Source organism: Mycobacterium stomatepiae, from assembly GCF_010731715.1.
Lineage (GTDB): Bacteria > Actinomycetota > Actinomycetes > Mycobacteriales > Mycobacteriaceae > Mycobacterium > Mycobacterium stomatepiae.
Genome location: NZ_AP022587.1, coordinates 2,382,403 through 2,407,072 on the forward strand (window position 1 = coordinate 2,382,403; position 24,670 = coordinate 2,407,072).

Sequence of the window (24,670 nt, forward strand, 5' to 3'; positions counted from 1 at the left end):
GCTGCGAACGCGCCCGAACCTGAAAGGCGACACCTGTGACAGCTGGCCGCTACATCACCTACGAGACGCTGGATCAAGGCCGCATCGCTCGGATCATGCTCAACCGGCCCGATGCACGTAACGCGCAGAACCGCGGGCTTCTCGTCGAGCTCAACGACGCGTTCCTGCGCGCCGAGGCCGACGACGATGTGCGTGTGGTGATCCTCGGCGGTGTCGGCACGATGTTCTCGTCAGGACACGACCTCGGGTCCAAGGACCAGGTGCGTGACCGAACCCCGGGACCGGGTCAGCATCCCTCGTATCAAGGCAACGGAGGCACGCGGCAGGGTGCTGAGCGATTGATGCTGCAGGAGTGGCATTACTTCTTCGAGAACACCCGTCGGTGGCGCAATCTGCGCAAGATCACGATCGCTGCGGTGCACGGTCCGGTTTACGCCGCGGGCCTGATGGTGATGTGGGCGTGTGATCTCATCGTCGCCGCCGACGACACGACGTTCGCCGAGGTGGTCGGGACGCGCCTCGGGATGTGCGGTACCGAGTACTTCGCTCACCCCTGGGAGTTCGGGCCCCGGCGCGCCAAGGAGCTACTGCTGACCGGTGATTCGCTCGGGGTCGACGAAGCTCATGCCATCGGGATGGTGAGCAAGGTGTTCCCCGCCGGGGAACTGGCTGACAAGACCCTGGAGTATGCCCGCCGCATCGCTGCGCAGCCGTCGATGTCCTCGCTGTTGATCAAGGAGTCAGTGAACCAGTCCGTCGACAACATGGGCTTCTACAACGCGCTCAACGCCTGCTTCACGCTGCACGAGCTCAATCACGCGCACTGGGCGTGGGTCACCAACGGCCAGTTCATGATGGGCACCCCCGAGCACGGTGTGCCTGCCTGGAAGGATGCGCCACCGGTGGTCCCGCGGAACAAGAACGAGGTCCGCGCGTGACCTCGGCGCAGGCACTCAGCGATGAATTGCTCGCGGCCCTGACGCTGACCGAATCCTCCGATGGCGCACTGCACGCTCCGTACTTCAGCGAGGGGCGCGGTGTCGTATTCGGCGGTCAGCTGTTGGGCCAGGCGATCGTCGCCGCGGCCCGACGGATGCCGGGCAAGCGGGTGAAATCGGTACAGACGATCTTCTCCCGCGGCGTGAAGGTCGCCGAGCCGGTGGACATCCTCGTCGAGCCGATGCACGAGGGCCGCAACATCGGCAGCGCCACAGTCAGTTTCGTGCAGGATGGCTGCACCTGCGCTCGCGCGCTGGTGCTGCTCGACGTCGCCGAACCCGACCTCGTCCGCTACCAGATACCGATGCCCGAGGTCGATGGCCCCGATCCCGCCGCGGCACGGCCGCATCCACTGACCGCACCACAGACCATCATGGTCGGTGACGTCGACATTCACGATCCAGCGCTGACCGGGCCGGCCACCCTGCAGCTGTGGGTGCGGTTCCCCGACGCACCGGCCGACTCTCCTGCCGTACACCGCGCCCTGTTGGCGCACACCACCGACGGATGGCTGATCGCGACCGCGATGCGCCCACACCCCGATCTGGGCCAGTCGATGGCACACGTCGAGGTGTCCACGGCCGTGCTGAGCCAATCGTTGGCGTTTCACGGCGATGTCGACGCACGGCGGTGGCTGCTCATCGACCACGCGGCGCTGGCCACCGCCGGTGGGCGCACGTACGGTCGCGGGCACATCTTCACCGAAGGCGGCGAACTGGTCGCGTCCTTCGTGCAGGAAGGCCTGCTGCGCAACTTTCCCCGCGGGCAGGACCCACGGGGAAAGCACAGAACCATCTTCTGAGTTGAAGCGGATTGGGGCCGAAGCTACCGACTAGGAGGCCGCGGCCTGTGCCGCCTCGAATCGTTCACGCCACACGCGTCGGGACACCTCGCTGGTATCGACGTCGGCCGCGCCTGCGCGCAACGCAGCGACCGTGGCCTGCTCACGCGGAACCGTCGCGAACGGATCGACGCCGAAGAAACGGCAGCTGTTCTGCCAGGTGATCTTGTGGATCTCCTCGTCGGTGGCATTGGCGTTCCACAGCTCCTCGTGCAGCTCCTCAGCGGCGTGCGGCCAGTTCGAGTCCGAGTGGGGGTAGTCGCATTCCCAGGCGATGTTGTCGACCCCGATCTGCTGGCGCAGCTGCAGCCCGGACGGGTCAGTGATGAAACAGGCCAGCACGTGTTCCTTGAACACCTCGCTGGGTAGGCGCTGGTCGCGGTTGCCGGTCCACACCTGGTTGTTGTGATGGCGGTCGGCCCTATCCAGGAAGAACGGAATCCAGCCAATCCCGCCCTCGGACAACGCGATTCGCAGGTCCGGGAACTTACGCAGGGTCGGCCCGAGCAGCAGATCGGATGCGGTGATCGCCGAGATCTGCCCGGCGATCACGATGAAGTTGTCCACAGATGAATCCGGCGCCTGTTGGAGCAGACGTATCCCGAGACCAATGTGCAGGCACAGCACCACGCCGAGTTCAGAGACGACCTTCAGCAGCGGATCCCAGTGCCCGCTTTGGAAGCTCGGCAGGCCAATCGCATACGGGGTCTCCGGGAATGTCACGGCGCGAACGCCTTTGGCGGCTAGCCGACGCAGTTCTGCAATGCAGGCGTCGACGTCCCACAGCGGCAGCACCCCCAACGGGATGAACCGTCCCGGGTATGCACCGCACCACTCGTCGATGTGCCAGTCGTTGTACGCGCTGATGACCACCCCGGTGAGTTCCTTGTCGGCGGAGTCGTTGAACGCTCTGCCGCTGAAACCGCCCATCGTCGGGAAGCACATCGACATGAGAATGCCGGCGGCGTCCATATCGCGGACCCGATGGTGGACGTCGTAACACCCCGGCCGCATCTCGGCCATCCCGACCGGATCGAGCGACCACTCCTCTTTCGGCCAACTAGCGACCGCGTTGAGACCCACCGATCCGATTTCCATATCCTGGAACACCCAGCGCTCCACCCCGTTTGGTCCAGGGACGAGCTTCGGCGCCCGGTCCAGGTACTTGGCGGGCAGATGATTGTCGAACACGTCGGGCGGTTCAATGAGGTGGTCATCGACGCTGACGAGGATCAGATCGCCGATATTCACGAGTCTCGCTCCTTGCGATCAGACGCGCGTGGTCAAGCCGAGGACGTCGTAGAGGTTTCCGCCCATGATCTTGCGGACCTCCTCGTCAGTGCGGTGACCGAGCTCGTCGAGCCACGACAACGGCTCGGCAAGGCCCTCAGGGTGTGGGTAGTCGGATCCGAACACCACCCGGTCGGCTCCAATGGTGTCGATCAGGGTGTCGATGGAGTCCTCCCAGAACGGGTTGACGTAGACGGATCGCAGGAACGTGTCCTTGGGGTGCTCGGTGAACTCCTGGGGCATCTTCTTGTACACGCCCTCAAGGGTTTTCAGCGCCGGCAGCACCCAGCCGCCGCCGTTTTCCACCGAGATCAGCCGCACGTTGGGGAACCGGATCAACATGCCGTGGCAGATCGCCGAATAGATCGTGTCGGAGATCGGGCGTGCGCCCATCGCCGCCGCTGCGAACGTCGACGGCTTGAAGGCGGAGAACTCGATCTGGCGTCCCTCCCAGTCGTTGATGTACTTCTGGTATCCCGAGTCGGATGCGTGCAGTGCCACCAAGACCCCGGCCTCCTGTACCCGCGCCCAGAACGGATCGAACTCGGGCAGGAACGGCGACCGTGTCACCGGGCTGCCCGCCACCGGACCCGGACGCATGAGGACCACTTTGGCGCCGTGCTCGAGGCAGAACTCCAGCTCGGCGATGCCCTTCTCGACCACACTGGGGTTGACGACAGGCGTGGGGAAGATCCGGTCCTGGTAATTGAACGTCCACTCGTCGAGCAGCCAGCGGTTGAACCCGTGGATGAGCTTCTCGGTGATGTCGGGCAGGTCCAGGAAGTTGACCTCAACCAGTGACGCGAGTGTGGGGAACATCAGCGCCGAGTCAATGCCGAGCTCGTCGAGTAGCGCCAGGCGATCGGCTGGATTGCGGAACGCGGGAATGCTGCGCATCGGCTTGCCCATGATCTCGCGCAGCGACTTTCCCTCCGGGTTGTTGCCCGAGTAGAAGTCCATCGTCGCGCCCGGCCGGGCGACCACCTCGAAGGTCGGGTTGGGGATGTAGTCACTGACCTTGTTGCGGATCGCCACTTTGGTGCGGCCATCGACCGTGATGTACCGGAAGACGTCCTTCAACTCGGCGGGCAGGTACCGGGTGAACGATTCCTCAGTCTCGTAGAGGTGGTGGTCGCCATCGAACACCGGGAAATTGAGCTGCGGCACGTCGGTCCTTCCTACCGCCCGCCGGACAGCGACGGGCACTGAATTTGGCGCTTCCATTCTTTTCATGTCACGCTAGCATAATCTGCAAGTCAGATAAACGCGCCGCGTATCGCGGACCAGAACGTCCCTCAACACCGCCGAGCGTGGCGTGGGGCCCAAAGGAGGCAATCATTTCCCGAACGGATTCCGGTGGCGGTGCTCACCCGAAAGTCATGCAAGGGGTACGCGTGCTCGAGGTCGCCGCCTGGACGTACGTGCCCGCGGCGGGCGCAGTCCTAGCCGAGTGGGGAGCCGATGTCATCAAGATCGAGCACCCCGAGACCGGCGACCCGCAGCGAGGCCTGATCACCTCGGGCCTGGTTCAGGCGGCCGCGGTCAACACCATGGTGGAGCTACCCAACCGCGGAAAACGCAGCGTGGGGCTGGATCTGCGGTCTGACGCGGGCCGCCAGGTGCTCATGGAGTTGGCCGCCACCAGTGACGTGTTTCTGACCAACTTTCTCCCGCCAGCGCGCGCGGCCTTGCGTATCGAGGTTGAAGATCTGCGCGAGGCAAATCCGGACATCATCTACGTTCGCGGGTCGGGGCAGGGCCAGCGCGGCCCCGAACGCGACCGCGGCGGTTACGACGGAAGTGCGTTTTGGGCGCGATCGATCGCCGACATCGCCACCGGTAGCAGCGACGGGTGGCCAATGCGCCAGCCGGGCCCGGCCTTCGGAGATCTCATCGGCGGCATGACCATCGCCGGCGGCATCGCCGCTGCCCTGTTCCATCGAGAGCGCACCGGACGATCGACCGTCGTCGACAACTCGCTTCTGCACACCGCGATGTGGGCGGCCGGGGCGAGCCTGCTCGGCGCCGGGGTGAACGGTTCCTACGAACCGGCGACGACTGATCGCTACAACGTGCCCAATCCGGTCGTCAACGTCTACCGCACCGGCGACGAGCGGTACATCACACTGGTGATGTTGCAGTCGGATCGCTACTGGGACGAGTTCGTGACCAAAGGCGGGCGCCCTGATCTGGCCAGCGATGCGCGGTTCTGTTCGGCCAAGGCGCGTTACGCGAATCGCCGGGCCTGCATCGCCGAACTCGACGCGATGTTTGCGGCGCGATCGTTCGACGAATGGCGCACCGTCCTGGCCGACGTCGAAGGCGTCTGGGCTCCTGTGCTGCGACCCAACGAAGTGCTCGCCGACCCCCAGGTGCAGGCCAACGGATACCTTCGCGAGATCGCGCTGGACGATGGCACCAGGTTCGCAATCGTTTCCGGGCCAATACAGTTCGACGAGTCGCCGCCCGTGTTGGCACGTGCTCCTGAGCACGGCGAGCACACCGACGAGGTCCTGACCGAACTCGGGTACGAGACCGAAAAAATCCTGGAGCTCAAAGTCGCCGGCGCCGTTCTGTGACGGTTCCGAAGACTCGCATGTGGTAACGGTTGCTAGCCAATGTCATTGACGAATCGCATCTGCCGGCTCTGCGCCAGCAGCACGCCTGTGCAAGTCCATACCTCCACGTCCTCGTCGACGAAGCCGCCGGCGGAGACCCGGTTGGTGAGCACGACCAATAGCGGGCTACCCGCCGGGACATCCTGATCCGGAAGTTCGTGGCGCAGGTGGTAGGTGAGGTCTACGGTTGTCACCGTGTGCCGCGGTGTCCAGGCCCGATACACCGCCGGAGCCCACAGATCCACCAGCACGGCGACCCACCGGTGGTCGATAGGCTCGGCGGTTCGCGGCGCGACCCACCCGCCCACGCGTGACACGCGGTGCCCGTCTCCGTCTTTGATCCGGGGCTGAATCCACAGCCGTTCATGAATCGGTGTCAGCGCACGCGTGTGGGCCGAATTCTCATTGGGATCATAGGGTTTCACCAGTGGTGCATCGACAAGGGCTACTTCGCCGGTCTTGCGCCGCTGCGCTACCGAGGCCACCCCGAGGCCGGAAAGCCGTTCCGCAGAGAACAGCCGGACGGACACGTTGGCCATTCGGCGGCCCTGTCGTTCGACGGTCACCTCTACTCGCAACCGGCCGTCGACGATTGGGCGCAGGTAGTGCAACGTCAGCTGTTGGAGCATCATCTCGGATCCAGCGAATTCGGTCTCCACCGCGCTGATCGCCAATGCAAGTACGTAGCCGCCATGCACGGACCCCTGTGCCAACCAGCCCCGGCCCACCTCGCGCTCATAGACACCGGCGCAGGTTCGCTCCAATTGGCACTCGTCGACCATGCTCACCGCGGCGCACTCTGCGCCACCCGCGCCAGAATCATGTCGGTGAGCTGATGGGTGCGGACCTTGAACGTTGGTGTCCACGGGATCTCCTCGGACTCGAATATCGCGACAAGTGTCGGAACCTTGTACGGGGACAGATCCCTCTTCAACTCTGCCCTGATCCGCGCCGCGTCGAGCCCGCTACCGCTATCGAGGACCGCCGCTGCGGCGACGAGTTGCCCGCGCGTGTCGTCGGGTACCGGCACCACATACGCCTCGCGCACACCGTTAAGGGCAAGCATCGCTTCTGCCACCTCCGCTGGAGCGACGTTGGCTCCCGCGGTCTTGATCATCTGAGTCAGGCGGCCAAGGTAGTGGATCGAATTCCCGTCGCGCAGCCCCCGGTCGCCGGTGTGCAACCATCCGTCGGCGTCGAATCCGAAGTCCTTGGGCCGCTTGTAGTAACCGGGCGTGACACACCGGCCCCGCACCGCGATCTCACCGGTCTCCCCGTCGGCGACGGACTGGTTGTGCTCGTCGACGACCCGGACTTCCAGGCCCGGCTGAATGTCCTCGATCGCCGCGATGTGGTTGGCACCGCCCGATCCCCAGGAGAACGGGCCGAAGGTTTCCGACATCCCCAACGCCATGCGGTGGCCCTCAGGGGTGCGGATACCGTCGCCCTCGTGGCCGACCACCAGGCGCGGATCGGCAACCCGCAGCGAAGCGCGATCGGTTGTGGCGAAGGCAGAATGCGCGAGTAGTTGTTCAACCTGGTGCGGATAGATGACCAGTCGGGTGACCTTCTCTCGTTCGATCAGCGCGAGCACCTCACCCGCGCCGAAGCGCTCGCACCACACCGAGGTGGCGCCCGCGGCAAGGCTGGTGAACAAGCTCATCGTGAGTCCACCGATCCAGAAGAGCACGTGGCTGGTGTATGTCCGTTCGCCGGGCCGGTACTGCATCCGCTCGGCCAGGTACCGCGCACGGAAGCACACCGTGTCATGAAGGTGCGGAACCCCTTTGGGGTCCGCCGTGGTCCCCGAGGTGTGGATCATCAGCGCCACGTCAGTGCCGAGGACATCGGCCTCGACCGCCTCCAACAATGCCTCGCTGACAGGGGTTGAGGGGTGGCCGTACTGCGCGGAGGACGCCCACGGGGGCAAGCCGGCTTCGGCATTCACGAAGTCGACCCACCGCAGATTTGGCACGTCGGGCAGCGTAAGGAACGGTCCGCGAGCGGATTCCAGCCCCGGCAATGCCGCCGCGAGGCGCTCGACCTGATCGGTGCCCATCATGGTGCGCGCGGTCAAGATGGCAGCGACATCACCGTAGCGCAGCAGCCGCAACAGCTCCCGGCCACGAGCGAAGGCCGAGATCGGCACGGCAACCGCCCCGATGCGGCTGACGGCCAACAGCGACACGATGAAGTCGGTGTCGTTGCCGAAGGAGATGCCGACATGGCAGCCCTTGGTGACCCCGCGTCCGATCAGATTGCGCGCCAGGGTTCGTGTGCGTTGGTCGAGTTCGGTGAATGTCAACCGCGTACCACCCGCAACGACGGCGTCGGCGTCGCCGAAGCTGTCGGCTGCCGTGCGGAGCAGTTGCCCGATCGTCGCCGCTTCGATCGGCGTCGCCATGTGTCAGTCCTCCGGGCTTCCGCTGTCAGAACGGCTGGGCCAAGAGCTTTCGATCGAACCGGAACACCTCGATGGCGTTCTCCCGGAATATCTTTCGTGCTTGCTCCGGTGAGACGTGCGCGGCCTGCTCATCGACGAGTCGGCGCGAATTGGGGTAGGTCCCCTCCTCGTGCGGATAGTCGTGGCCCCACATCAGCGAAACGTCGCCTGACATTGGCACATTGCGCATCCCGATGTGGTCGACCTGAAAGGTCGCGTGGCATTGTCGCTGGACGTACCAGCTGGGCGGATGTGCGAGATCGGGGTACACCGTCGGCTTGGTCTGCTGATCTTTGCGGATTTCGTCGTATTCGCGGAACACCTTGTCGTAGTAGTCCATCAGTTCTTCAACCCAGGCGATCCAGCCGGTGTTGAACTCGACGAAGACGACATGGAGGTTGGGGTGACGCTCGAGCACTCCCGACGTCGCCAACAGAGTCGCCACCCGTGGTGCGATGGTCTGGGTCGACACCAGGTTCGCGACGGTGGCGCCGGGCCCTCGGTACCAGATGGTGTTGAAGCCGGTGCCCTGATGCATGACTACGGGTAGCCTCGCGGCGTCGATGGCGTCCCACATCGGGTCCCATACCCGGTGGTTCCATGCCACCTCGGTGTGAGAGGGCAGCATGATGGCCCGCAGCCCCTGTTCGGCGACGCGCTCGACTTCAACGGCGGCGTTCTCGGGCTCCCAGGTGGGGATGATGCCCGCACAGCAGAAGCGGTCCGACGCGCGCTGCAGGGTGTCGTAGATCCAGTCGTTGTAGATGTGACAGCTGGCCTGGCCGCCCTTGGCATCTTCCAGTAGCCAGACGTACAACCCGATGGTGGGGAAGATCGTCTCGGCGACGATGCCCTCGGACCGCAACACTTCGAAGCGCTTCGCGGGATCGAGCACCGAAAGCCGTTCGGCTTCGGAAGCCATGTCCTTCTTGAAGACATGCTTGCCCTCGAAGACCACCTTCCAACTGCCGTCCTCGCCCGACTGCAGTCCTTGCATGGCCTGTGAACGCAGCGATGGCGGGAGGTTTTCCGACCACAGATCCCGGGGCTCGTTGACGTGAGAGTCCGCCGAGACCAGGCCGATGTCCGACACCTTGGCTTCCGTTGACTGCGGGATCGAATCCGTGACGGTCATCTGGTCGTCCTTCCTCCGGCGGGTGCCCATCGGCGAACACGGACCTGAGGTTTCGTCCGCTGTCCGCGATTCGTGCTGGAACACCCGCGTATCAGGTCCGGGATTGCAAATCGTACTTCTATATCTCGCATGTCACGCTAGCATATTATGCAAGTTGTCTAAACGTCGCCAGGATACGACGCTTTAGGCGCTGCCCGCCGCGCACCGGGCGCCCGATCATCGGGCAGGCCTTAGCCACAGATTTTGGCCGTCAGTTGGTCGACACGTGTCAACGCAAGAGGCCCTGCGATGGATGTCTAGGTATTAGCTGAGACGCCGATACCGCGCAAACAATAAGCAACGACATCGCTTTGGCCCGCGGGGGCAGCAGCTGGACCGGCCGTGACAGTCAGACCACTGGTATCCCCCAGCAGTTTGGAGTAGTTGTACGAGCGTGTGGTGGCGAAGATCAGCGACACCGCATCCTCCGGCCGACAATGAGTCATCTTCCCCTCGCTGGCGACTGACGACACCACCTCGAGCGCCAGCTGTGCCATCGGGGCGTGGGCACGAGCCACCTCATCGGCACGCTCGGCTCGCAACGCGAGTTCGTGCTTGGCCAACGCAACCGTGAACGGGGTGCGCTCGTTGCTGACGAGGTCGGCGATAAACGTCGCCAGACGCTGGACGGGATCGGTGATCTTCGCCGACTGGGTGCGCATCCTCTTGACCGCCGTAGACAGGCTTTCCTCCAGCACCGCCGCCAACAGATCGTCCTTACTCGCGAAGTGCCGGTAGAGGATCCGCAGCGAGAAGCCTGCCCGATCGGCGACATCCTGAACCGTCAGGCTCTCCCCCTCCACCTCGAGGATTTCCATCGCGGCGCGTACGAACGCAGCACCGCGGTCGATCGATTGGGACCGCGCCGCTCCCAAGGAGCGGGCGACAACGCGGTCGCGCCACGGTCCCGCACTGAGGGCATCGCGACTGGTGTCCTCGACAGGCGCGCCGTTGTTCGGCACGTCTCGCACTGCCGCCCTTTTTGCTGTTCTGGCCACGATCTCCGCCTTATCCGAGCTGGTCACTTGCCGTCAAGAGTAGCCGACCGGTCCGCGTAAACGGGTTGTTGTGTCGCCTGCCGGCACCTGCAACGTCGGCCATCGGAGTTCCCGGCACCCATAATCAGGAAGCACGAGTATCAGAATTGGTGAAGTCTCATTCGCGATTTGCGCAAAGACGATGTGCAGCGGCGAGCGGGCGCTGCACTCGCGGGCGCGTCGGGCTGTCGCCCGCCCGGTGTCGGGCCTGGCATTTGCAGTCGGTCTCCACCGGACATACGGCTTCCTGTAAGCGCCCTCTGATACGAGTCACGCTGCTCCGTGCGATGTCCGCAGGATTCTGCGGCGCCTTCGTCTGCACCGCAGAGTCGCCCTTAGACACTGTTCGTCTGTCTGTCGCGGTCGAGCAGTTCGCGGCCGCACCATACTCAACGGCAGCCGAGTTCATTCGAAGGGCCGGCTACGACACGAGAGTCTTGCGTAAGCAAGATCTTTAGCGTCTCTCACAACTGGTCAAAACGCCTCTGCCCCAACATGTGTCGCCAATCGTAATCGATATTGATCGCGTTGGCACGCAGCAGGAGCGGCTGTCGAGATGCAGCGAAGATTGACAAGACACGCCTGGGTACTTTGACAAAACATCGGCGTGTCGCGAGAGGCTGTTAATCTTCGTTGCATAAGCGCTGGTCACAGTACCATCGCAGCGTCGGCTAGCTCCCCGGTATCCGCCGTGCCGAGCGCGCGGCACTGTCCGAGCCAGGCTCTCCAAGACAAAACGAGCTTGTCTTCGACCTACTTTGGGAAACCCAGCAAGATCGTTCTGACTCGTTCTTGCGACTCCAGGTTCATCAAATCGGGACGCTCGAGTACACGTTTGAACGCGTCTATAGCCACGCAACCCTGTCGCGCTCCGAACGCTTGTGGAAGTACGTCCGATCCGCCTTGCTCTGTGGCCGAAAGACCGCGGTGCCGGACTCCAGCGCGGTCAACGCCTCGTCCAGTGCGCCGGGAATCAGGTCCATGCCCCGTATGACCAATTCGGTGCCGGTATCGGTCGGGCCGATCGGTAGCGAATGCTGCACCAGGATGTCGCCGGTGTCCAGACCGTCGTCCATCCGGTGCACGGTCAGCCCGAACTCCGACTCGCCACTGATCAGCGCCTGCCGATCAACCACCCGCCGAGGATCGGCCCGCCAATAGGGCCGAGTAAGAAGGGTACTGCCCCAACCGCGACCAGGCGGCCGAGTCGTTTGGGGCCGGCCTCGCGGGTGACGATCACAAAACTCAGCGGTGACAAGATGCCGCCACCGATTCCCTGCAGCACCCGAAATGCGATGAGCCACCATATGTTTGGCGCGATTACGCACAGCAGCGACGCTGCCGTGAATATTGCGACCGCACCCAAGAAAAGTCGCTTGGTGCCGAATCTGTCGACCGCCCAACCGGTTACCGGGACGACGGCCGCGAACGCGAGCAGGTAGCCGGCGATCGTCCACGAGACGACGGCTGGGGTGGATCCGAATTCGGCGGCAAAAGTGCGCTGGGCCACCGCGACCGCGGTCGCATCCAAAAACCCCAGCAGGGCGGCCAGGCCGCACACCGCGCCGATCCGGAGCAGCCTGGCGTCGAGCCTGTCGGGGTGGTCGGCCTCACCCACGCCCGATTGTCCGATGGTTGCCGAAGGCGCGTCGTTCATAGCGTTGCCGAGCATATCGACGGCAACCGAATGCGTTTCGCCGACGTTGCGTCGACCGCCGGGTAGCCCTGCCGGGGTCTAGTCCTCCGACTCGTCGGAGTTGTTGGCCTCCTCAGACTCGTCGGACTCGCCTGGATCCTCGGACTCGTCGAGCTTGTCGGCGAACTTCGTCAACAGCCCCGCCAGTTCCCGGGCCTCGTCGGATGCCAGCGAATCTTCGAACACGTGGTCTTCGTCGTCGGAGATGCGCTCTAGGCAAACCGCGTTGCTCTTGATGCTGACGTCCCACCGGCTCCCCTCTTGATTGGTCATTCGATCCCGCCTTCCCGACTAGCAAACCCATTTGTCGAAACGCCACGTGCGCTACCGATTCGATTACCCACTTCCGTGGGTGTGGGAACGGTCGGAATTTCCCGAGCGGCGGCACGGCCTGGCCGCCAGAATCACGTTGCGTTAGCGTCATCGGCGTGACCCTCAAAAACATCGCCCTCACCACCCTCGACGGCAAACCGACCACACTGGCCGAATTATCCGACGGCGCAACGCTGGTCGTGAGCGTAGCCTCCAAATGTGGACTAACGCCGCAGTACACCGTCCTGGAACAACTGGCCAAGGACTACGGCGACCGGGGCCTGACCGTCGTCGGCGTCCCGTGCAACCAATTCATGGGTCAGGAGCCGGGCACCGCGGACGAGATTCAGCAGTTCTGCTCGACGACCTACGGGGTGACTTTCCCGTTGCTGGCGAAGACCGACGTCAACGGCGACGACCGACACCCGCTGTACGCCGAGCTGACCAAGGCCGCCGATGCCGACGGCGAAGCGGGCGACATCCAATGGAACTTCGAGAAGTTCCTGGTCGCACCCGACGGTACGGTGGCCAACCGGTTCCGGCCGCGCACCGAGCCCAATGCCCCGGAGGTCATCACCGCCATCGAGGAGGTGCTGACCCCTATCGCCTGAGTTCGTAGTCGTCCGGGTCGGGCCGCGCATCAAGATCACGGAAATCAACACTCAATCTCTCCATTGTGCGTGGTCCCTGCTGAGAACTGACTGAGACGACCGTCGGCGCACGGAACAGGACGGTATCGTCGCGCTACGGGCCTGGCCGAACCATTGGGCTGCAGTTAGAAAGCGTGAACACGGTGGCAACTACCAGGCGCAGCGACCGGCTGACGACACGAGCACCGTCGACGACGGTGCGGGCAGCGCACGGTCTCTTCGTGACCGGGGAAGTCGACGCCGCGTATCTGGAAGCAGCCAAGTTGCCGCGCGTAATCGTCGAGAGTTGGCAACGCAGCCTGGCTACGGGAGTCAACCCCGATTGCGGTGCCAAGGTCGCGACCGCCGCCGGCCGGTTAACCGCCCTTCGCAATGCCCATCCGCTCGCCGAGGCATTGCCCGTCGTCAGACGCCTGCTCGTGGATCACGCATCGGATTCCGGAGTGGCCGTCGCCATCACCTCGGCCGACGGCATGATCCTGTGGGTAGAGGGAGATGCCGACGTCTGTCGCAAGGCAACGGCGATGAACTTCGTCCCGGGCGCCGACTGGAGCGAACGGGGCGCCGGCACGAACGCCCCAGGCACCGCCCTGGCCTTGGACCGAGAAATTCAGATTCGTGCGTGTGAGCACTTTTCCCGGCCCGTGCAACGCTGGAACTGCACGGCGACACCGTTGCATGATCGCCGCAACGGTGAATTACTCGGCTCTCTCGACCTCACCGGTGGCGCGTCGGTCGCATCCTCGCAAACACTGGCGTTGGTCCGGGCGGTCGCGCTCGCGATCGAGAATCACCTCGCCCTGCTGACGTACACCCAGCCCCAGCCTCCACCGACGGGCGCTCGCCTGACGGTGCTCGGGCCGGATCGCCCAGCATGGGAAACGACCGACGACGTCTCGGGCCCACGACGCAAGACGCTGACCGGCAGGCATGCCGACATCCTGGTTCTGTTGATTCGCCATCCGGAGGGATTGAGCGCCGATCACCTCGCCTACCTTCTCGACGAGAAGGAACTCGACGTCGTCACCATTCGCGCCGAGATGTCGCGGTTGCGCAAGGTCATCGGAGAGGCAGTGCTCGCGTCGCGGCCCTACCGGCTCCTGACCACGGTGTGCAGCGACATGGACGACGTCATAGACCTCTTGCGCTCGGGCGATCTGCACGCGGCCCTGGACCGCTACACGGGCTCCCTGCTACCGCGGTCAGTATCGCCGGCGATCGCCCGTCTGCGCAGTGAACTCAGCGCAAGCCTGCGTGAAGCCGTTCTCTCCGAATCCCCAACCGGGGACCCGCGACTGCTACGCCGCTGGCTCGATCTGCCCGAAGCACGCGACGATCGTCAGGGCTGGCGCACGCTGATCGACCATCGCGGCGCGGCGGCTTGCATCCGAGCCGAGGCGCGTGGGCACCTCGTCGGACTGGATGCGGATCTGGCGTGACGAGCATTCGTCCCACCGAAATGTGCAACCTTGGTGCAACTAACTAGCGCCTTAACTTCAGTGATCACCGACACATCGAGTGTTGGATTGAAGTAGGAGAAACGCATGTCCGTGTACGCCCGCCCCGGTACCGAAAGATCGTTGATGTCCTTCGCCCCGCGCTACGACAACTTCATCGGAGGCCAATGGGTGGCCCCGACTGCGGGACGGTACTTCGAGAACCGCACGCCGGTCACCGGTCAGGTGTTCTGCGAGGTCGCCCAGTCGGATGACAGTGACGTCGAGAAGGCCCTCGACGCCGCTCACGCCGCGGCACCGGCGTGGGCGAAGACAGCACCCGCCGAGCGGGCGCTGGTCCTCCATAAGGTCGCCGACCGCATCGAGGCCAACCTGGAAGCGATCGCGGTCGCCGAGTCGTGGGATAACGGCAAGCCCGTTCGGGAAACGCTCAACGCGGATATTCCGTTGGCAGTGGACCACTTTCGTTACTTTGCGGGCGTCCTGCGCACACAGGAGGGGTCGCTATCACAGATCGACGAAGACACCGTCGCCTACCACTTCCACGAGCCTCTGGGCGTAGTCGGCCAGATCATTCCGTGGAACTTTCCGCTGTTGATGGCCACCTGGAAGCTGGCGCCCGCGCTGGCCGCCGGTAACACCGTGGTCCTCAAGCCCGCCGAGCAAACCCCGGCGTCGATCCTCTACTTGCTGAGCCTCATCGGTGATCTGCTGCCCGCCGGCGTCCTCAATGTAGTCAACGGATTTGGCGTCGAAGCCGGCAAGCCTCTGGCGTCCAGCAACCGCATCGCCAAGATCGCCTTCACCGGCGAGACCACCACCGGCCGGCTGATCATGCAATACGCCTCGCAGAACCTGATCCCGGTGACGCTGGAACTGGGCGGCAAGAGCCCGAACATCTTCTTCTCCGACGTGATGGCCGCGCATGACAACTTTCAAGACAAAGCCCTGGAAGGCTTCACCATGTTCGCCCTCAACCAGGGCGAGGTTTGCACCTGTCCATCGCGATCGTTGATTCAGGCCGACATCTACGACGAGTTCCTGGCGATGGCGGCGATCCGCACCAAAGCCGTGCGGCAGGGCGACCCGTTGGACACCGCGACCATGATTGGCGCACAAGCCTCCAACGACCAGCTCGAAAAGATCCTCTCCTACATCGAGATCGGAAAATCCGAAGGTGCCGCGGTGATCATCGGCGGCGAACGCGCCGAACTCGGTGGCGACCTGTCCGGCGGCTACTACATGCAGCCGACGATCTTCACCGGACACAACGCCATGCGCATCTTCCAGGAGGAGATATTCGGGCCCGTCGTCGCGGTCACGTCGTTCACCGACTACGACGACGCAATCTCAATCGCCAACGACACCCTCTACGGTCTCGGTGCCGGCGTGTGGAGCCGCGACGGCAACACCGCCTACCGCGCTGGACGCGACATCAAGGCCGGCCGCGTCTGGACGAACTGCTACCACCAATACCCCGCACACGCGGCATTCGGCGGGTACAAGCAGTCCGGCATCGGCCGCGAGAACCACAAGATGATGCTCGACCACTACCAGCGGACCAAGAATCTGCTGGTGTCGTACAGCAATAAGGCCCAAGGCTTTTTCTGATCACTAGCGCCACCTAGTCAGCCCCATTTCGAATCGAAGCAAGGACGCCAATGACGACCACCAAGAGCGGCAAAGTCGAAGAGCACCTCGAGGAAGCCAGCTATCTGGAGAAACGCCAGCTGAAGTCCGGCAGCGCCGGCTGGCTGCTGCTCGCCGGCCTGGGTATCAGTTACGTGATCTCCGGCGACTACTCGGGGTGGAACTTCGGACTGGCCGAAGGCGGGTTCGGCGGCCTGGCGATTGCGTCCGTGGTGATCGCGGGCATGTACCTTGCGCTCGTGCTGGGTATGGCCGAATTGTCCTCCGCGCTGCCGGCCGCAGGCGGTGGCTACACCTTCGCCCGACGCGCGCTCTGTCCCTGGGGTGGATTCGCCACCGGCACCGCCATCCTGATCGAATACTCGATCGCTCCGGCCGCCATCGCCACGTTCATCGGCTCCTACGTCGAGTCCCTCAATCTCTTCGGCATCACCAACGGCTGGTGGGTGTACCTCGCCGTCTATGCCTTCTTCATCGTCATCCACCTTGTCGGAGTCGGTGAAGCACTGAAGGTCATGTTCGTGATCACCGCCATAGCGCTCGTCGGTTTACTGGTATTCGCCATCGCCGCGGCCGGCCACTTCGACACGGCCAACCTGACGAACATCGCTCCCGCCAACGCCCTCGGCGCGTCGAAGTTCCTCCCCCACGGCTACCTCGGGATCTGGGCGGCGATTCCGTTCGCCATCTGGTTCTTCTTAGCGGTAGAGGGCGTTCCGCTGGCCGCCGAGGAGACGGCCAACCCCGAGCGCAACGTGCCACGCGGCATCATCGCCGCCATTGTCGTACTGCTCATCTCCTGCGCCGCGGTGCTGGTGCTCACCACCGGCGCCGGTGGCGCCGAGCAGATGTCGTCCTCCGGCAATCCCCTGGTCGAAGCACTCGGGCACGGCGCCGCCAGCAAGACCGTCAACTACATCGGCTTGGCCGGCCTGATCGCCAGCTTCTTCTCGATCATCTACGCCTACTCGCGCCAGCTCTTCGCCCTGTCGCGCGCCGGATACCTGCCCACCCGGTTGTCGGTCACCAATTCCCGCAAGACGCCCACGCTGGCGTTGATCGTCCCGGGCGTGATCGGCTTCGCCCTGTCGCTGATCGGTCACGGTGCACTATTGCTGGACATGGCGGTGTTTGGCGCGGCGGTAAGCTACGTGCTGATGATGGTCAGCCACATCGTGCTGCGCATCCGCGAACCTCAGATGCGGCGGCCCTACCGGACTCCCGGCGGCGCCGTAACCTCCGGTTTCGCACTGGCAATCGCCGTGCTGGCGGTGATCGCCACGTTCCTGGTCGACAGCGTTGCCGCACTGTGGTGCCTCGGAGTGTTCGCGGCCTTCATGGCCTACTTTGCGTTCTACAGCCGGCATCGACTGGTCGCCAACTCCCCCGACGAAGAGTTCGCGATGTTGAAGAGCGCCGAGAGCGAATTGAAATGATTTACCGCCAAAAGATTTCGGGCACGACGTACGCCTTCGACGGGCTCGTCGAGGTCATGGCGAAGGCGACGCCATTGCGCTCCGGCGATCAACTCGCCGGCTGCGCGGCGGAGTCGGACGCCGAAAGGGCATCTGCGGCATGGGTTTTGGCTGACCTGTCGTTGCAGACGTTCCTCAACAACGATGTCGTTCCATACGACGATGATGAAGTCACGCGCCTGATCCTCGACACGCACGACCGAGATGCGTTCGCCGCCATCTCCCACCTCACCGTCGGTGGATTCCGCGACTGGTTGCTGGAACAAGCTGCCGCCGACGACAGCGCCGAGCGGATCGGCGCCATCAAGACGGGCGTCACACCCGAAATGGTGGCAGCCGTCAGCAAAATCATGCGCAACCAGGATCTGATCGCGGTCGCGGCGGCGATCGAAGTCACCGCGGCGTTCCGCACTACGATCGGTGGCAAGGGCACACTGGCCACGCGCCTGCAGCCCAACCATCCAACCGACGATCCGCGCGGCATCGCGGCCGGAGTTCTCGACGGACTCCTGTTGGGTTGCGGCGACGCCGTCATCGGCATCAATCCCGCGACGGATTCACCGCACGCCACGGCCGACCTGCTGTATCTCCTCGACTCCATCCGGTCGCGCTACGACATCCCCGCGCAGTCCTGCGTGTTGTCACACGTCACCACGACCATCGGATTGATCGAGCAGGGTGTGCCCGTGGACCTGGTCTTTCAGTCCGTCGCCGGTACCGAAAGTGCGAATAAGGCTTTCGGGGTCGACATTGCGGTCCTGCGTGAAGGCCGAGACGCTGCCCGTTCCCTCAACCGCGGCACCGTGGGCAACAACGTGATGTACCTGGAAACCGGCCAGGGGTCGGCGCTGAGTTCACACGCCCACCTGGGCACGGGGGGCAAACCGGTCGATCAACAAACCCTGGAGGCGCGTGCGTATGCCGTGGCCCGAGACCTCGATCCGCTGCTGGTGAACACCGTCGTTGGCTTCATCGGCCCCGAATACCTCTATGACGGCCGACAGATCATCCGCGCCGGCCTCGAAGATCACTTCTGCGGCAAGCTCCTCGGGCTGCCGATGGGCGTGGACGTGTGCTACACCAATCACGCTGAGGCAGACCAAAACGACATGGACACCTTGCTCACGCTGCTGGCAGCGGCGCGCGTGGCGTTCGTCATCACGGTTCCCGGCGCCGACGACATCATGCTGGGCTACCAGAGTCTGTCGTTTCACGATGTACTGCTCACTCGACACACGCTTGGTCTTCGTCCGGCCCCCGAGTTCGAGAGCTGGCTACGCAAGATCGGCATGATCGACCAGACCGGGCGGCTCACCCTATTCGACGTCGCGCAGTCGCCCCTGCGGTCCCTCACCTCGGCTTGCGCGCCATGACATCCGAATCCCTTGCCCGTCAGCAATTTTGGGATGAGCTCCGCAAGACGACGCAGGCCCGGATCGGCTTGGGGCGGGCCGGAAACGCGCTTCCCACACACGAGGTACTGGAGTTGGCCGGCGCGCACGCCGCGGCTCGCGACGCGGTCCACATCCCCCTCGACATAACGCGCCTCGCTCAGGAAATCGAGCCGATCGGCATCGGCGAACCCGTGATCGTGACCAGTCGCGCAACCTCGCGGGAAGAGTATCTGCGCCGCCCAGATCTCGGCCGGCTGCTTGCCGATTCGATCGTCGTTCCCGAGGAACCCGCTGACGTCGGATTCGTTCTCGCGGACGGTCTTTCACCAACGGCGTTGATGCACCACGGACCGGCGCTGCTGCAGGAACTCGTCGCACAGTTACGCACTTCCTACCGCCTTGCGCCGCCGGTCATCGCTACGCAAGCGCGCGTCGCACTCGGCGATCACGTTGCCACGCAAGCGCACTACGGCACGCTCCTGGTGATCATCGGTGAGCGCCCCGGCCTCAGCGTCGCCGACAGCCTCGGCATTTACCTGACACACCTGCCGCGTCCCGGCTGCACCGACGCCGACCGCAATTGCATCTCCAACATCCGTCCGCCCGATGGACTCAGCTACCGCGAAGCCGCCCGCATCGCCATGAGCCTCATTGCCGGCGCACGTCGACTCGGACGATCCGGTGTGGCATTGAAGGACACATCGCGGGCGGTCACGCTGGAAGCAGATCAGCACACCGAGGTGCGTTGAATACCCGCTGCCGTAGCGAAAGGATTTGTGGCGCAGCTACTCCTGCGCAGCTTTGATCATGAAGGACGCCGTGCGATTGAGTACGTCGCATTCCTTGGTCAGGTCGTTGAATGCCCGCCTCAGTTGATTGAGTTCGTCACGCTTGTTGGCCGTGTCAACCGTGCGGTCCAACGCCACGTGAGTCGGCTGCGCGGGCTCGCGCGTTCCGGCGGCGGACGGAACGAACCTGAGCCTGGAACCCGACCGGTTACCGGCGTCGCCGCTTCGAGGCGAGTTGACCACCGTGGCCACCGCCGGCATTCCGCCGGCCCATGTCCCCGGCAGCGGCAGGCCCGCGGTCGGCGCGCCGGCATACCCTTCCATCGGCATGGCCGCGGAGACGAGCCGGATCGCCGGTGACGTCGACCACGAGGGCGGGGCCGACAGACCACCGATCGGTACGGCGCGGCCCAATGCCGCCGACGTCCCCGCGCCCAGCGATGTCGGACCGACGGTGCCGACCGTCGACACCGACGACGACGCCGCGGCGGCAAGCGGAGCCGCGGCCGCCGCCGGAGCCTGGGCCGCCGATATGGCCGGCGCCATGGCCGCGTCGACCATCGGGTCAAGGATGTATCCAACGGCGGTGGGCAAGAACGTCATTCCTTCGATGAAGTTCTCAACGTTGGCCAGTTTGTCGTTCAGCGACTTGTACCACTCGAAGAATTGCGACAGCGGACCGTCGTTGCCCGCAGACGATTGCGAGTTTTGCGCGGTGTCAGCCGCCTGCTCGACGGCCGCGGCCTGGCCACTCGCCCCGGAATCATCGGTGTTCTGCTGCGGTGGACTAAACGGCACCAACTCACTAGCCGCCGCCGAACTACCCGCATACCCACACATCGCCGCGGCATCCTGAGCCCACATCTCGACATAGTGAGCCTCCGTCACCGCAATCGCCGCCGAATTCTGCCCCAAAACATTCGACGCCACCAACGCCGCCAGCAACGCCCGATTCTCCGCAATCACCGGAGGCGGCACCACCGCAGCAAACGCCACCTCATACGCCGCCGCCGCCGCGGCCATCGCCACCGACGACGGACCCGCCCACAAACCCCCCACCAAATCGGAGACCACCCCGTGATACCGACCCGCCGCCGAACTCAACTCCGCAGCCACCCCATCCCAGGACGACGCCGCCGCCAGCAACGGCCCCGACCCCGCCCCCACATACATCCGCGCCGAATTCACCTCCGGCGGCAACGCCGCAAAATCGAACACTCCGACCTCCCTGTCAGTTATCCGACGCATTCGGGGCGACGGCATTCTCGACGCCAGGTATTGCTTCGCCCAGGGGAGCGGCTAATGCGCGAGCCGCCAACCTGATCAATTGATCCGTAACTGATATATCTAATATCGATATATGTTTCGACAATTCATATATTTATAGTTTAGAAACAGGGATGGGCCTTTTTCCAGGCAAAACTAGGAATTAACCTGTCGCTGGACGGACGCGGTCACGCCAACTCGATCAGCAGATCGCCAGGCGACACCTGGGCCACGCGGTCGATCGCTACCCGGCGCACCGCGCCCGCGACCGGAGCAGTGATCGTCGCTTCCATCTTCATCGCCTCGATCGTGGCGACCGTTTCGCCACTGGCGACCTCATCCCCGACGCCCACGCTCAGCGTGACGACGCCACCGAAGGGGGCGCCGACGTGCCGCGGATTCGCGCGATCGGCGCGTTCGGCCGCTTCGACCGTGGGACTCACCGAACGGTCGCGGACCGAGACGAGGCGCATCTGCCCGTTCAGGGTGCACACCACGGTGCGTACGCCGCGTTCGTCGGGGTTGCCGACGGCCTCGACGGTGATCAGCAGATCCACCCCGGGTTCGAGACGGACGCGGTGCTCCTGGCCGTGCACCAGGCCGTAGAAGAATTCGAGGGCCGACATCCGTGAGGTGTCCCCAAACTCCTGGCAGTGCTGCTCGAATTCCGCTGTGGGACCCGGGAACAGCAGTCGGTTCAACGTCCGTTGCCGGTCGCTTCCGGGCTTGTCCAGCCGCGCCTCATCCTCACCGGTCAGCCGGGCCGGAGGCGGCGCCGGCGCGCGGCCTTCGAGAGCTCGGGTGCGCAGAGGCTCCGGCCAGCCTCCGGCGGGTTCCCCGAGATCACCCCGCAGAAAGCCGACGACCGAGTCGGGGATGTCGTAGGACGACGGCTCGGCGGCGAACTCCGCCGTCGTGATGCCGCTCCCGACCAGGGCGAGGGCGAGGTCGCCGACCACCTTCGACGAAGGGGTCACCTTGATCAGCCGGCCCAGCATCCGATCGGCCGCGGCGTAGGCGCCCTCGACCGCCTCGAAGCGGTGCCCCAGCCCCAGCGCGATGGTCTGCTGCCGCAGGTTGGACAACTGGCCGCCGGGCACCTCGTGGGTGTAGACGCGGCCAGTCGGGGCGGGCAGCCCGGATTCGAAGGGCGCGTACACCTTTCGCAGCGCCTCCCAGTAAGGCTCGAGGTCGCAGACGGCCGCCAGATCCAGCCCGGAATCGACGTCGGTGTGGGCGGCCGCGGCGACGATAGCCGACAAAGCCGGCTGGCTGGTTGTCCCGGAGAGGGGCGCACTGGCTCCGTCGACGGCGTCGGCGCCGGCCTGCCACGCGGCCAGATAGGTGGCGAGTTGCCCGCCGGGCGTGTCGTGGGTGTGGACGTGGATCGGCAGGTCGAAGTTGACGCGCAGCGCCGCGACCAGCTTCGTGGCGGCGGCCGGGCGCAGCAAGCCGGCCATGTCCTTGATGGCCAGTACGTGCGCGCCCGCCGCCACGCACGCTTCGGCCAGCCGCAGGTAGTAGTCCAACGTGTAGAGGTCTTCGCTGGGGTCGGCGAGGTCGCCGGTGTAGCACAGGGCGACCTCGGCCACCGCCGTGCCGGTTTTGCGCACCGCGTCGATGGCTGGTCGCATGGCGTCAATATTGTTGAGCGCGTCGAAGATTCGGAAAATATCGATGCCGACCTCGGTGGCTTCGGCAACGAAGGCCGTGGTCACCTTCGTCGGATAGTGGGTGTAGCCAACGGTATTCGCGCCACGCAGCAACATCTGCAGACAAATGTTGGGGATCGCGTCGCGTAACTGGGCCAACCGGTCCCACGGGTCTTCCTTCAGAAAGCGCAGGGCGACGTCGTAGGTGGCGCCGCCCCAGCACTCGACCGACAGCAGCTCCGATGTCAGCGCCGCGACGTACGGCGCGACTTCCACCAGACCGCTGGTACGCACGCGCGTCGCGAGCAACGACTGGTGGGCGTCGCGGAAAGTGGTGTCCGTGATGCCGAGCGCCCGCCGGGCGCGCAGGTCGGCGGCAAAGCCCTCCGGACCGAGCCGTAGCAAACGCTGCCGCGACCCGGGCGCCGGTGCGGTCAGCAGCGCGCGATCGACAGCGGGCAGCTTCTCGCGAGGGTGGATCACCGTCGGCCGGTCGCCATGGGGTTTATTTACCGTCACGTCGGCGAGATACGCCAGCATCCGCGATACGCGATTGTCCGACTCGCGCGCGGTCAGCAGCCAGGGTCGGTCCTCGACGAACGACGTCGTCACCCGGCCGTCACAGAAGTCAGGATCGTCGAGCACGGCCTGCAGGAACGAGATGTTGGTGGCGACGCCGCGAATGCAGAATTCGGCGACGGCGCGGCGCGCCCGGGCCACCGCGGTTGCGAAATCCTGGCCGCGGCAGGTGACCTTGACCAGCATCGAATCGAAGAATCCGGTGACCCGGCCGCCCAGGGTCGCCGCGCCGTCCAGTCGTACCCCGGCCCCGCCGGGCGTGCGGTAGACCGAGATGCGTCCGACGTCCGGCCGGAACCCGTCGGCGGGGTCCTCGGTGGTGATCCGGCACTGCAGCGCAGCGCCGCGCACCACGACGCGGTCCTGGGTCAACCCCATCTCGGGCAGCGACTGGCCGGACGCGATCCGCAGCTGCGCACCCACCAGGTCGACGTCGGTGATCTCCTCGGTCACCGTGTGTTAAACCTGGATCCGCGGTTCATCTCGATGAAGACATACCGCCCGCTGTCATCGAGCAGGAATTCGACGGTGCCCGCGCAGGTGTAGCCGATATGGCGAGCGAAGGCCACCGCGTCCGCGCAGATGCGGTCGCGCAGTTCGGGATCGAGGTTGGGCGCGGGGGCGATTTCGACAACCTTCTGGTGCCGGCGTTGCACGCTGCAGTCCCGCTCGTAGAGGTGCGTCGTGTTGCCGACGGTGTCAGCGAGAATCTGCACCTCAATATGGCGGGGATTGATCACCGCCTGCTCCAGGAAGACCGTCGGATCTCCGAACGCCGACTCCGCCTCGCGCGAGGCCGCCCGCACCGCGTCGGCTAGATCTGCGGGCTTGGCGACGTAGCGCATCCCGCGACCGCCGCCACCGGCCACCGCCTTGACGAAGACCGGGAATTGCAGCGGCGCAGCGGCGAGCAGCTCGTCGACGTCGGATGACGGCGCCGAACTGGCCAGCACGGGAAGACCCGCATCACGCGCCGCCGCGACGGCCCGGGCCTTGTTGCCGGTCAACTCCAGCACGTCGGATGTCGGCCCGATGAACGTGATTCCGGCCTCGGCGGATGACCGGGCCAGGACGGAGTTCTCGGAGAGAAATCCGTACCCCGGATAGATCGCGTCGGCGCCGCATCGGCGCGCGATGCCGACGATCTCGTCGACGGACAGATAAGCGCGCACCGGTTGCCCCGGCACCCCGATCTGGTACGCCTCGTCGGCCTTCAGCCGATGCACAGAGTTGCGGTCCTCGTGTGGGTAGACGGCAACGGTGCGGGCGCCGAGCTCGCACGCCGCGCGAAATGCACGGACCGCGATCTCGCCACGGTTGGCCACGAGTATCTTGTCGAACACCGACGG

17 protein-coding genes and 3 pseudogenes are annotated in these 24,670 nt (G+C 64.8%); 9 read left to right on the plus strand and 11 right to left on the minus strand.

Annotated elements, in window-relative coordinates; translation table 11 throughout:
* The first annotated feature begins 35 nt into the window (after nt 1-35).
* Nucleotides 36-938, plus strand: coding sequence for an enoyl-CoA hydratase (locus G6N54_RS11340; protein ID WP_163790248.1), 903 nt, complete (start codon nt 36-38; stop codon nt 936-938).
* The gene (locus G6N54_RS11345) at nt 935-1,801 is read left to right on the plus strand and encodes an acyl-CoA thioesterase (RefSeq protein WP_163790249.1); all 867 of its coding nucleotides are present in this window, start codon (nt 935-937) and stop codon (nt 1,799-1,801) included. Before G6N54_RS11340 ends, G6N54_RS11345 begins: the two co-directional genes overlap by 4 nt.
* A 30-nt stretch (nt 1,802-1,831) precedes the next feature.
* Here G6N54_RS11345 and G6N54_RS11350 read toward each other — a convergent pair whose 3' ends face one another.
* Nucleotides 1,832-3,091, minus strand: a complete 1,260-nt coding sequence (locus tag G6N54_RS11350; RefSeq protein WP_163790250.1) for an amidohydrolase family protein — start codon at nt 3,089-3,091, stop codon at nt 1,832-1,834.
* A gap of 18 nt (nt 3,092-3,109) precedes the next feature.
* Nucleotides 3,110-4,297 (minus strand): amidohydrolase family protein, encoded by a 1,188-nt coding sequence (locus G6N54_RS11355; RefSeq protein ID WP_197939591.1) that lies wholly within the window; start codon nt 4,295-4,297, stop codon nt 3,110-3,112.
* Nucleotides 4,298-4,509: 212 nt separating this feature from the next.
* On the opposite strand from G6N54_RS11355, the gene G6N54_RS11360 reads away from it, so the two are divergent.
* Entirely contained in the window at nt 4,510-5,709 is a 1,200-nt protein-coding gene (locus tag G6N54_RS11360; RefSeq protein ID WP_163790251.1) for a CaiB/BaiF CoA transferase family protein, read from the plus strand.
* Nucleotides 5,710-5,741: 32 nt separating this feature from the next.
* On the opposite strand, the gene G6N54_RS11365 is transcribed toward G6N54_RS11360, so the two are convergent.
* From G6N54_RS11365 to G6N54_RS11395, 7 genes and pseudogenes are all read right to left on the minus strand, one after another.
* A complete protein-coding gene (locus G6N54_RS11365; RefSeq protein ID WP_232073762.1) occupies nt 5,742-6,530 on the minus strand; it encodes a thioesterase family protein in 789 nt (262 codons plus the stop codon).
* 2 nt (nt 6,531-6,532) lie between these two features.
* A complete protein-coding gene (locus tag G6N54_RS11370) occupies nt 6,533-8,152 on the minus strand; it encodes a class I adenylate-forming enzyme family protein (protein WP_163790253.1) in 1,620 nt (539 codons plus the stop codon).
* Nucleotides 8,153-8,177: 25 nt separating this feature from the next.
* Nucleotides 8,178-9,326, minus strand: coding sequence for an amidohydrolase family protein (locus G6N54_RS11375; RefSeq protein ID WP_163790254.1), 1,149 nt, complete (start codon nt 9,324-9,326; stop codon nt 8,178-8,180).
* Between the two features lie 296 nt (nt 9,327-9,622).
* Nucleotides 9,623-10,183: a TetR/AcrR family transcriptional regulator gene (locus G6N54_RS11380; RefSeq protein WP_163790255.1), complete on the minus strand. Its 561-nt coding sequence runs from the start codon at nt 10,181-10,183 to the stop codon at nt 9,623-9,625.
* 1,082 nt (nt 10,184-11,265) lie between these two features.
* Nucleotides 11,266-11,523: pseudogene (locus G6N54_RS11385) on the minus strand (formyltransferase family protein); the annotation flags it as partial.
* A gap of 2 nt (nt 11,524-11,525) precedes the next feature.
* Nucleotides 11,526-12,074: pseudogene (locus tag G6N54_RS11390) on the minus strand (MFS transporter); the annotation flags it as partial.
* 63 nt (nt 12,075-12,137) lie between these two features.
* Nucleotides 12,138-12,371 carry a hypothetical protein gene (locus G6N54_RS11395; RefSeq protein WP_163790257.1) on the minus strand — a complete coding sequence of 78 codons (234 nt, stop codon included), beginning with the start codon at nt 12,369-12,371 and terminating at the stop codon, nt 12,138-12,140.
* A 155-nt stretch (nt 12,372-12,526) separates the two neighbouring features.
* Between G6N54_RS11395 and G6N54_RS11400 the strand changes: the two genes are divergently transcribed.
* The 6 genes from G6N54_RS11400 (at nt 12,527) to eutC (ending at nt 19,785) form a co-directional block, all read left to right on the plus strand.
* The gene (locus tag G6N54_RS11400) at nt 12,527-13,021 is read left to right on the plus strand and encodes a glutathione peroxidase (protein ID WP_163790258.1); all 495 of its coding nucleotides are present in this window, start codon (nt 12,527-12,529) and stop codon (nt 13,019-13,021) included.
* A 182-nt stretch (nt 13,022-13,203) separates the two neighbouring features.
* The gene (locus G6N54_RS11405) at nt 13,204-14,499 is read left to right on the plus strand and encodes a helix-turn-helix domain-containing protein (protein WP_232073665.1); all 1,296 of its coding nucleotides are present in this window, start codon (nt 13,204-13,206) and stop codon (nt 14,497-14,499) included.
* 105 nt (nt 14,500-14,604) lie between these two features.
* Nucleotides 14,605-16,128 carry an aldehyde dehydrogenase gene (gene adh, locus G6N54_RS11410; protein ID WP_163790259.1) on the plus strand — a complete coding sequence of 508 codons (1,524 nt, stop codon included), beginning with the start codon at nt 14,605-14,607 and terminating at the stop codon, nt 16,126-16,128.
* Between the two features lie 50 nt (nt 16,129-16,178).
* Nucleotides 16,179-17,603 (plus strand): ethanolamine permease, encoded by a 1,425-nt coding sequence (gene eat / locus G6N54_RS11415; RefSeq protein WP_163790260.1) that lies wholly within the window; start codon nt 16,179-16,181, stop codon nt 17,601-17,603.
* On the plus strand, nt 17,600-19,015 hold the full coding sequence (locus G6N54_RS11420) for an ethanolamine ammonia-lyase subunit EutB (RefSeq protein WP_163790261.1): 1,416 nt from the start codon (nt 17,600-17,602) through the stop codon (nt 19,013-19,015). Before eat ends, G6N54_RS11420 begins: the two co-directional genes overlap by 4 nt.
* Nucleotides 19,012-19,785 (plus strand): ethanolamine ammonia-lyase subunit EutC, encoded by a 774-nt coding sequence (gene eutC / locus G6N54_RS11425; protein ID WP_163790262.1) that lies wholly within the window; start codon nt 19,012-19,014, stop codon nt 19,783-19,785. Before G6N54_RS11420 ends, eutC begins: the two co-directional genes overlap by 4 nt.
* Before the next feature lie 36 nt (nt 19,786-19,821).
* On the opposite strand, the gene G6N54_RS31060 is transcribed toward eutC, so the two are convergent.
* Both G6N54_RS31060 and G6N54_RS11435 read right to left on the minus strand, forming a co-directional pair.
* The gene (locus tag G6N54_RS31060) at nt 19,822-21,042 is read right to left on the minus strand and encodes a PPE family protein (RefSeq protein WP_269475884.1); all 1,221 of its coding nucleotides are present in this window, start codon (nt 21,040-21,042) and stop codon (nt 19,822-19,824) included.
* A gap of 236 nt (nt 21,043-21,278) precedes the next feature.
* Nucleotides 21,279-24,664, minus strand: a pseudogene (locus G6N54_RS11435) (pyruvate carboxylase).
* Nucleotides 24,665-24,670 lie beyond the last annotated feature (6 nt).

Excerpts from the sequence above, each read along its gene's own strand:
- G6N54_RS11395 (WP_163790257.1), bottom strand. The coding sequence starts at position 12,371 with ATGACCAATCAAGAGGGGAGCCGGTGGGACGTCAGCATCAAGAGCAAC.
- G6N54_RS11370 (WP_163790253.1), bottom strand. The coding sequence starts at position 8,152 with ATGGCGACGCCGATCGAAGCGGCGACGATCGGGCAACTGCTCCGCACG.
- G6N54_RS11360 (WP_163790251.1), top strand. The coding sequence starts at position 4,510 with ATGCAAGGGGTACGCGTGCTCGAGGTCGCCGCCTGGACGTACGTGCCC.
- G6N54_RS11365 (WP_232073762.1), bottom strand. The coding sequence starts at position 6,530 with ATGGTCGACGAGTGCCAATTGGAGCGAACCTGCGCCGGTGTCTATGAG.
- eutC (WP_163790262.1), top strand. The coding sequence starts at position 19,012 with ATGACATCCGAATCCCTTGCCCGTCAGCAATTTTGGGATGAGCTCCGC.
- eat (WP_163790260.1), top strand. The coding sequence starts at position 16,179 with ATGACGACCACCAAGAGCGGCAAAGTCGAAGAGCACCTCGAGGAAGCC.
- G6N54_RS11420 (WP_163790261.1), top strand. The coding sequence starts at position 17,600 with ATGATTTACCGCCAAAAGATTTCGGGCACGACGTACGCCTTCGACGGG.
- adh (WP_163790259.1), top strand. The coding sequence starts at position 14,605 with ATGTCCGTGTACGCCCGCCCCGGTACCGAAAGATCGTTGATGTCCTTC.
- G6N54_RS11380 (WP_163790255.1), bottom strand. The coding sequence starts at position 10,183 with ATGGAAATCCTCGAGGTGGAGGGGGAGAGCCTGACGGTTCAGGATGTC.
- G6N54_RS11375 (WP_163790254.1), bottom strand. The coding sequence starts at position 9,326 with ATGACCGTCACGGATTCGATCCCGCAGTCAACGGAAGCCAAGGTGTCG.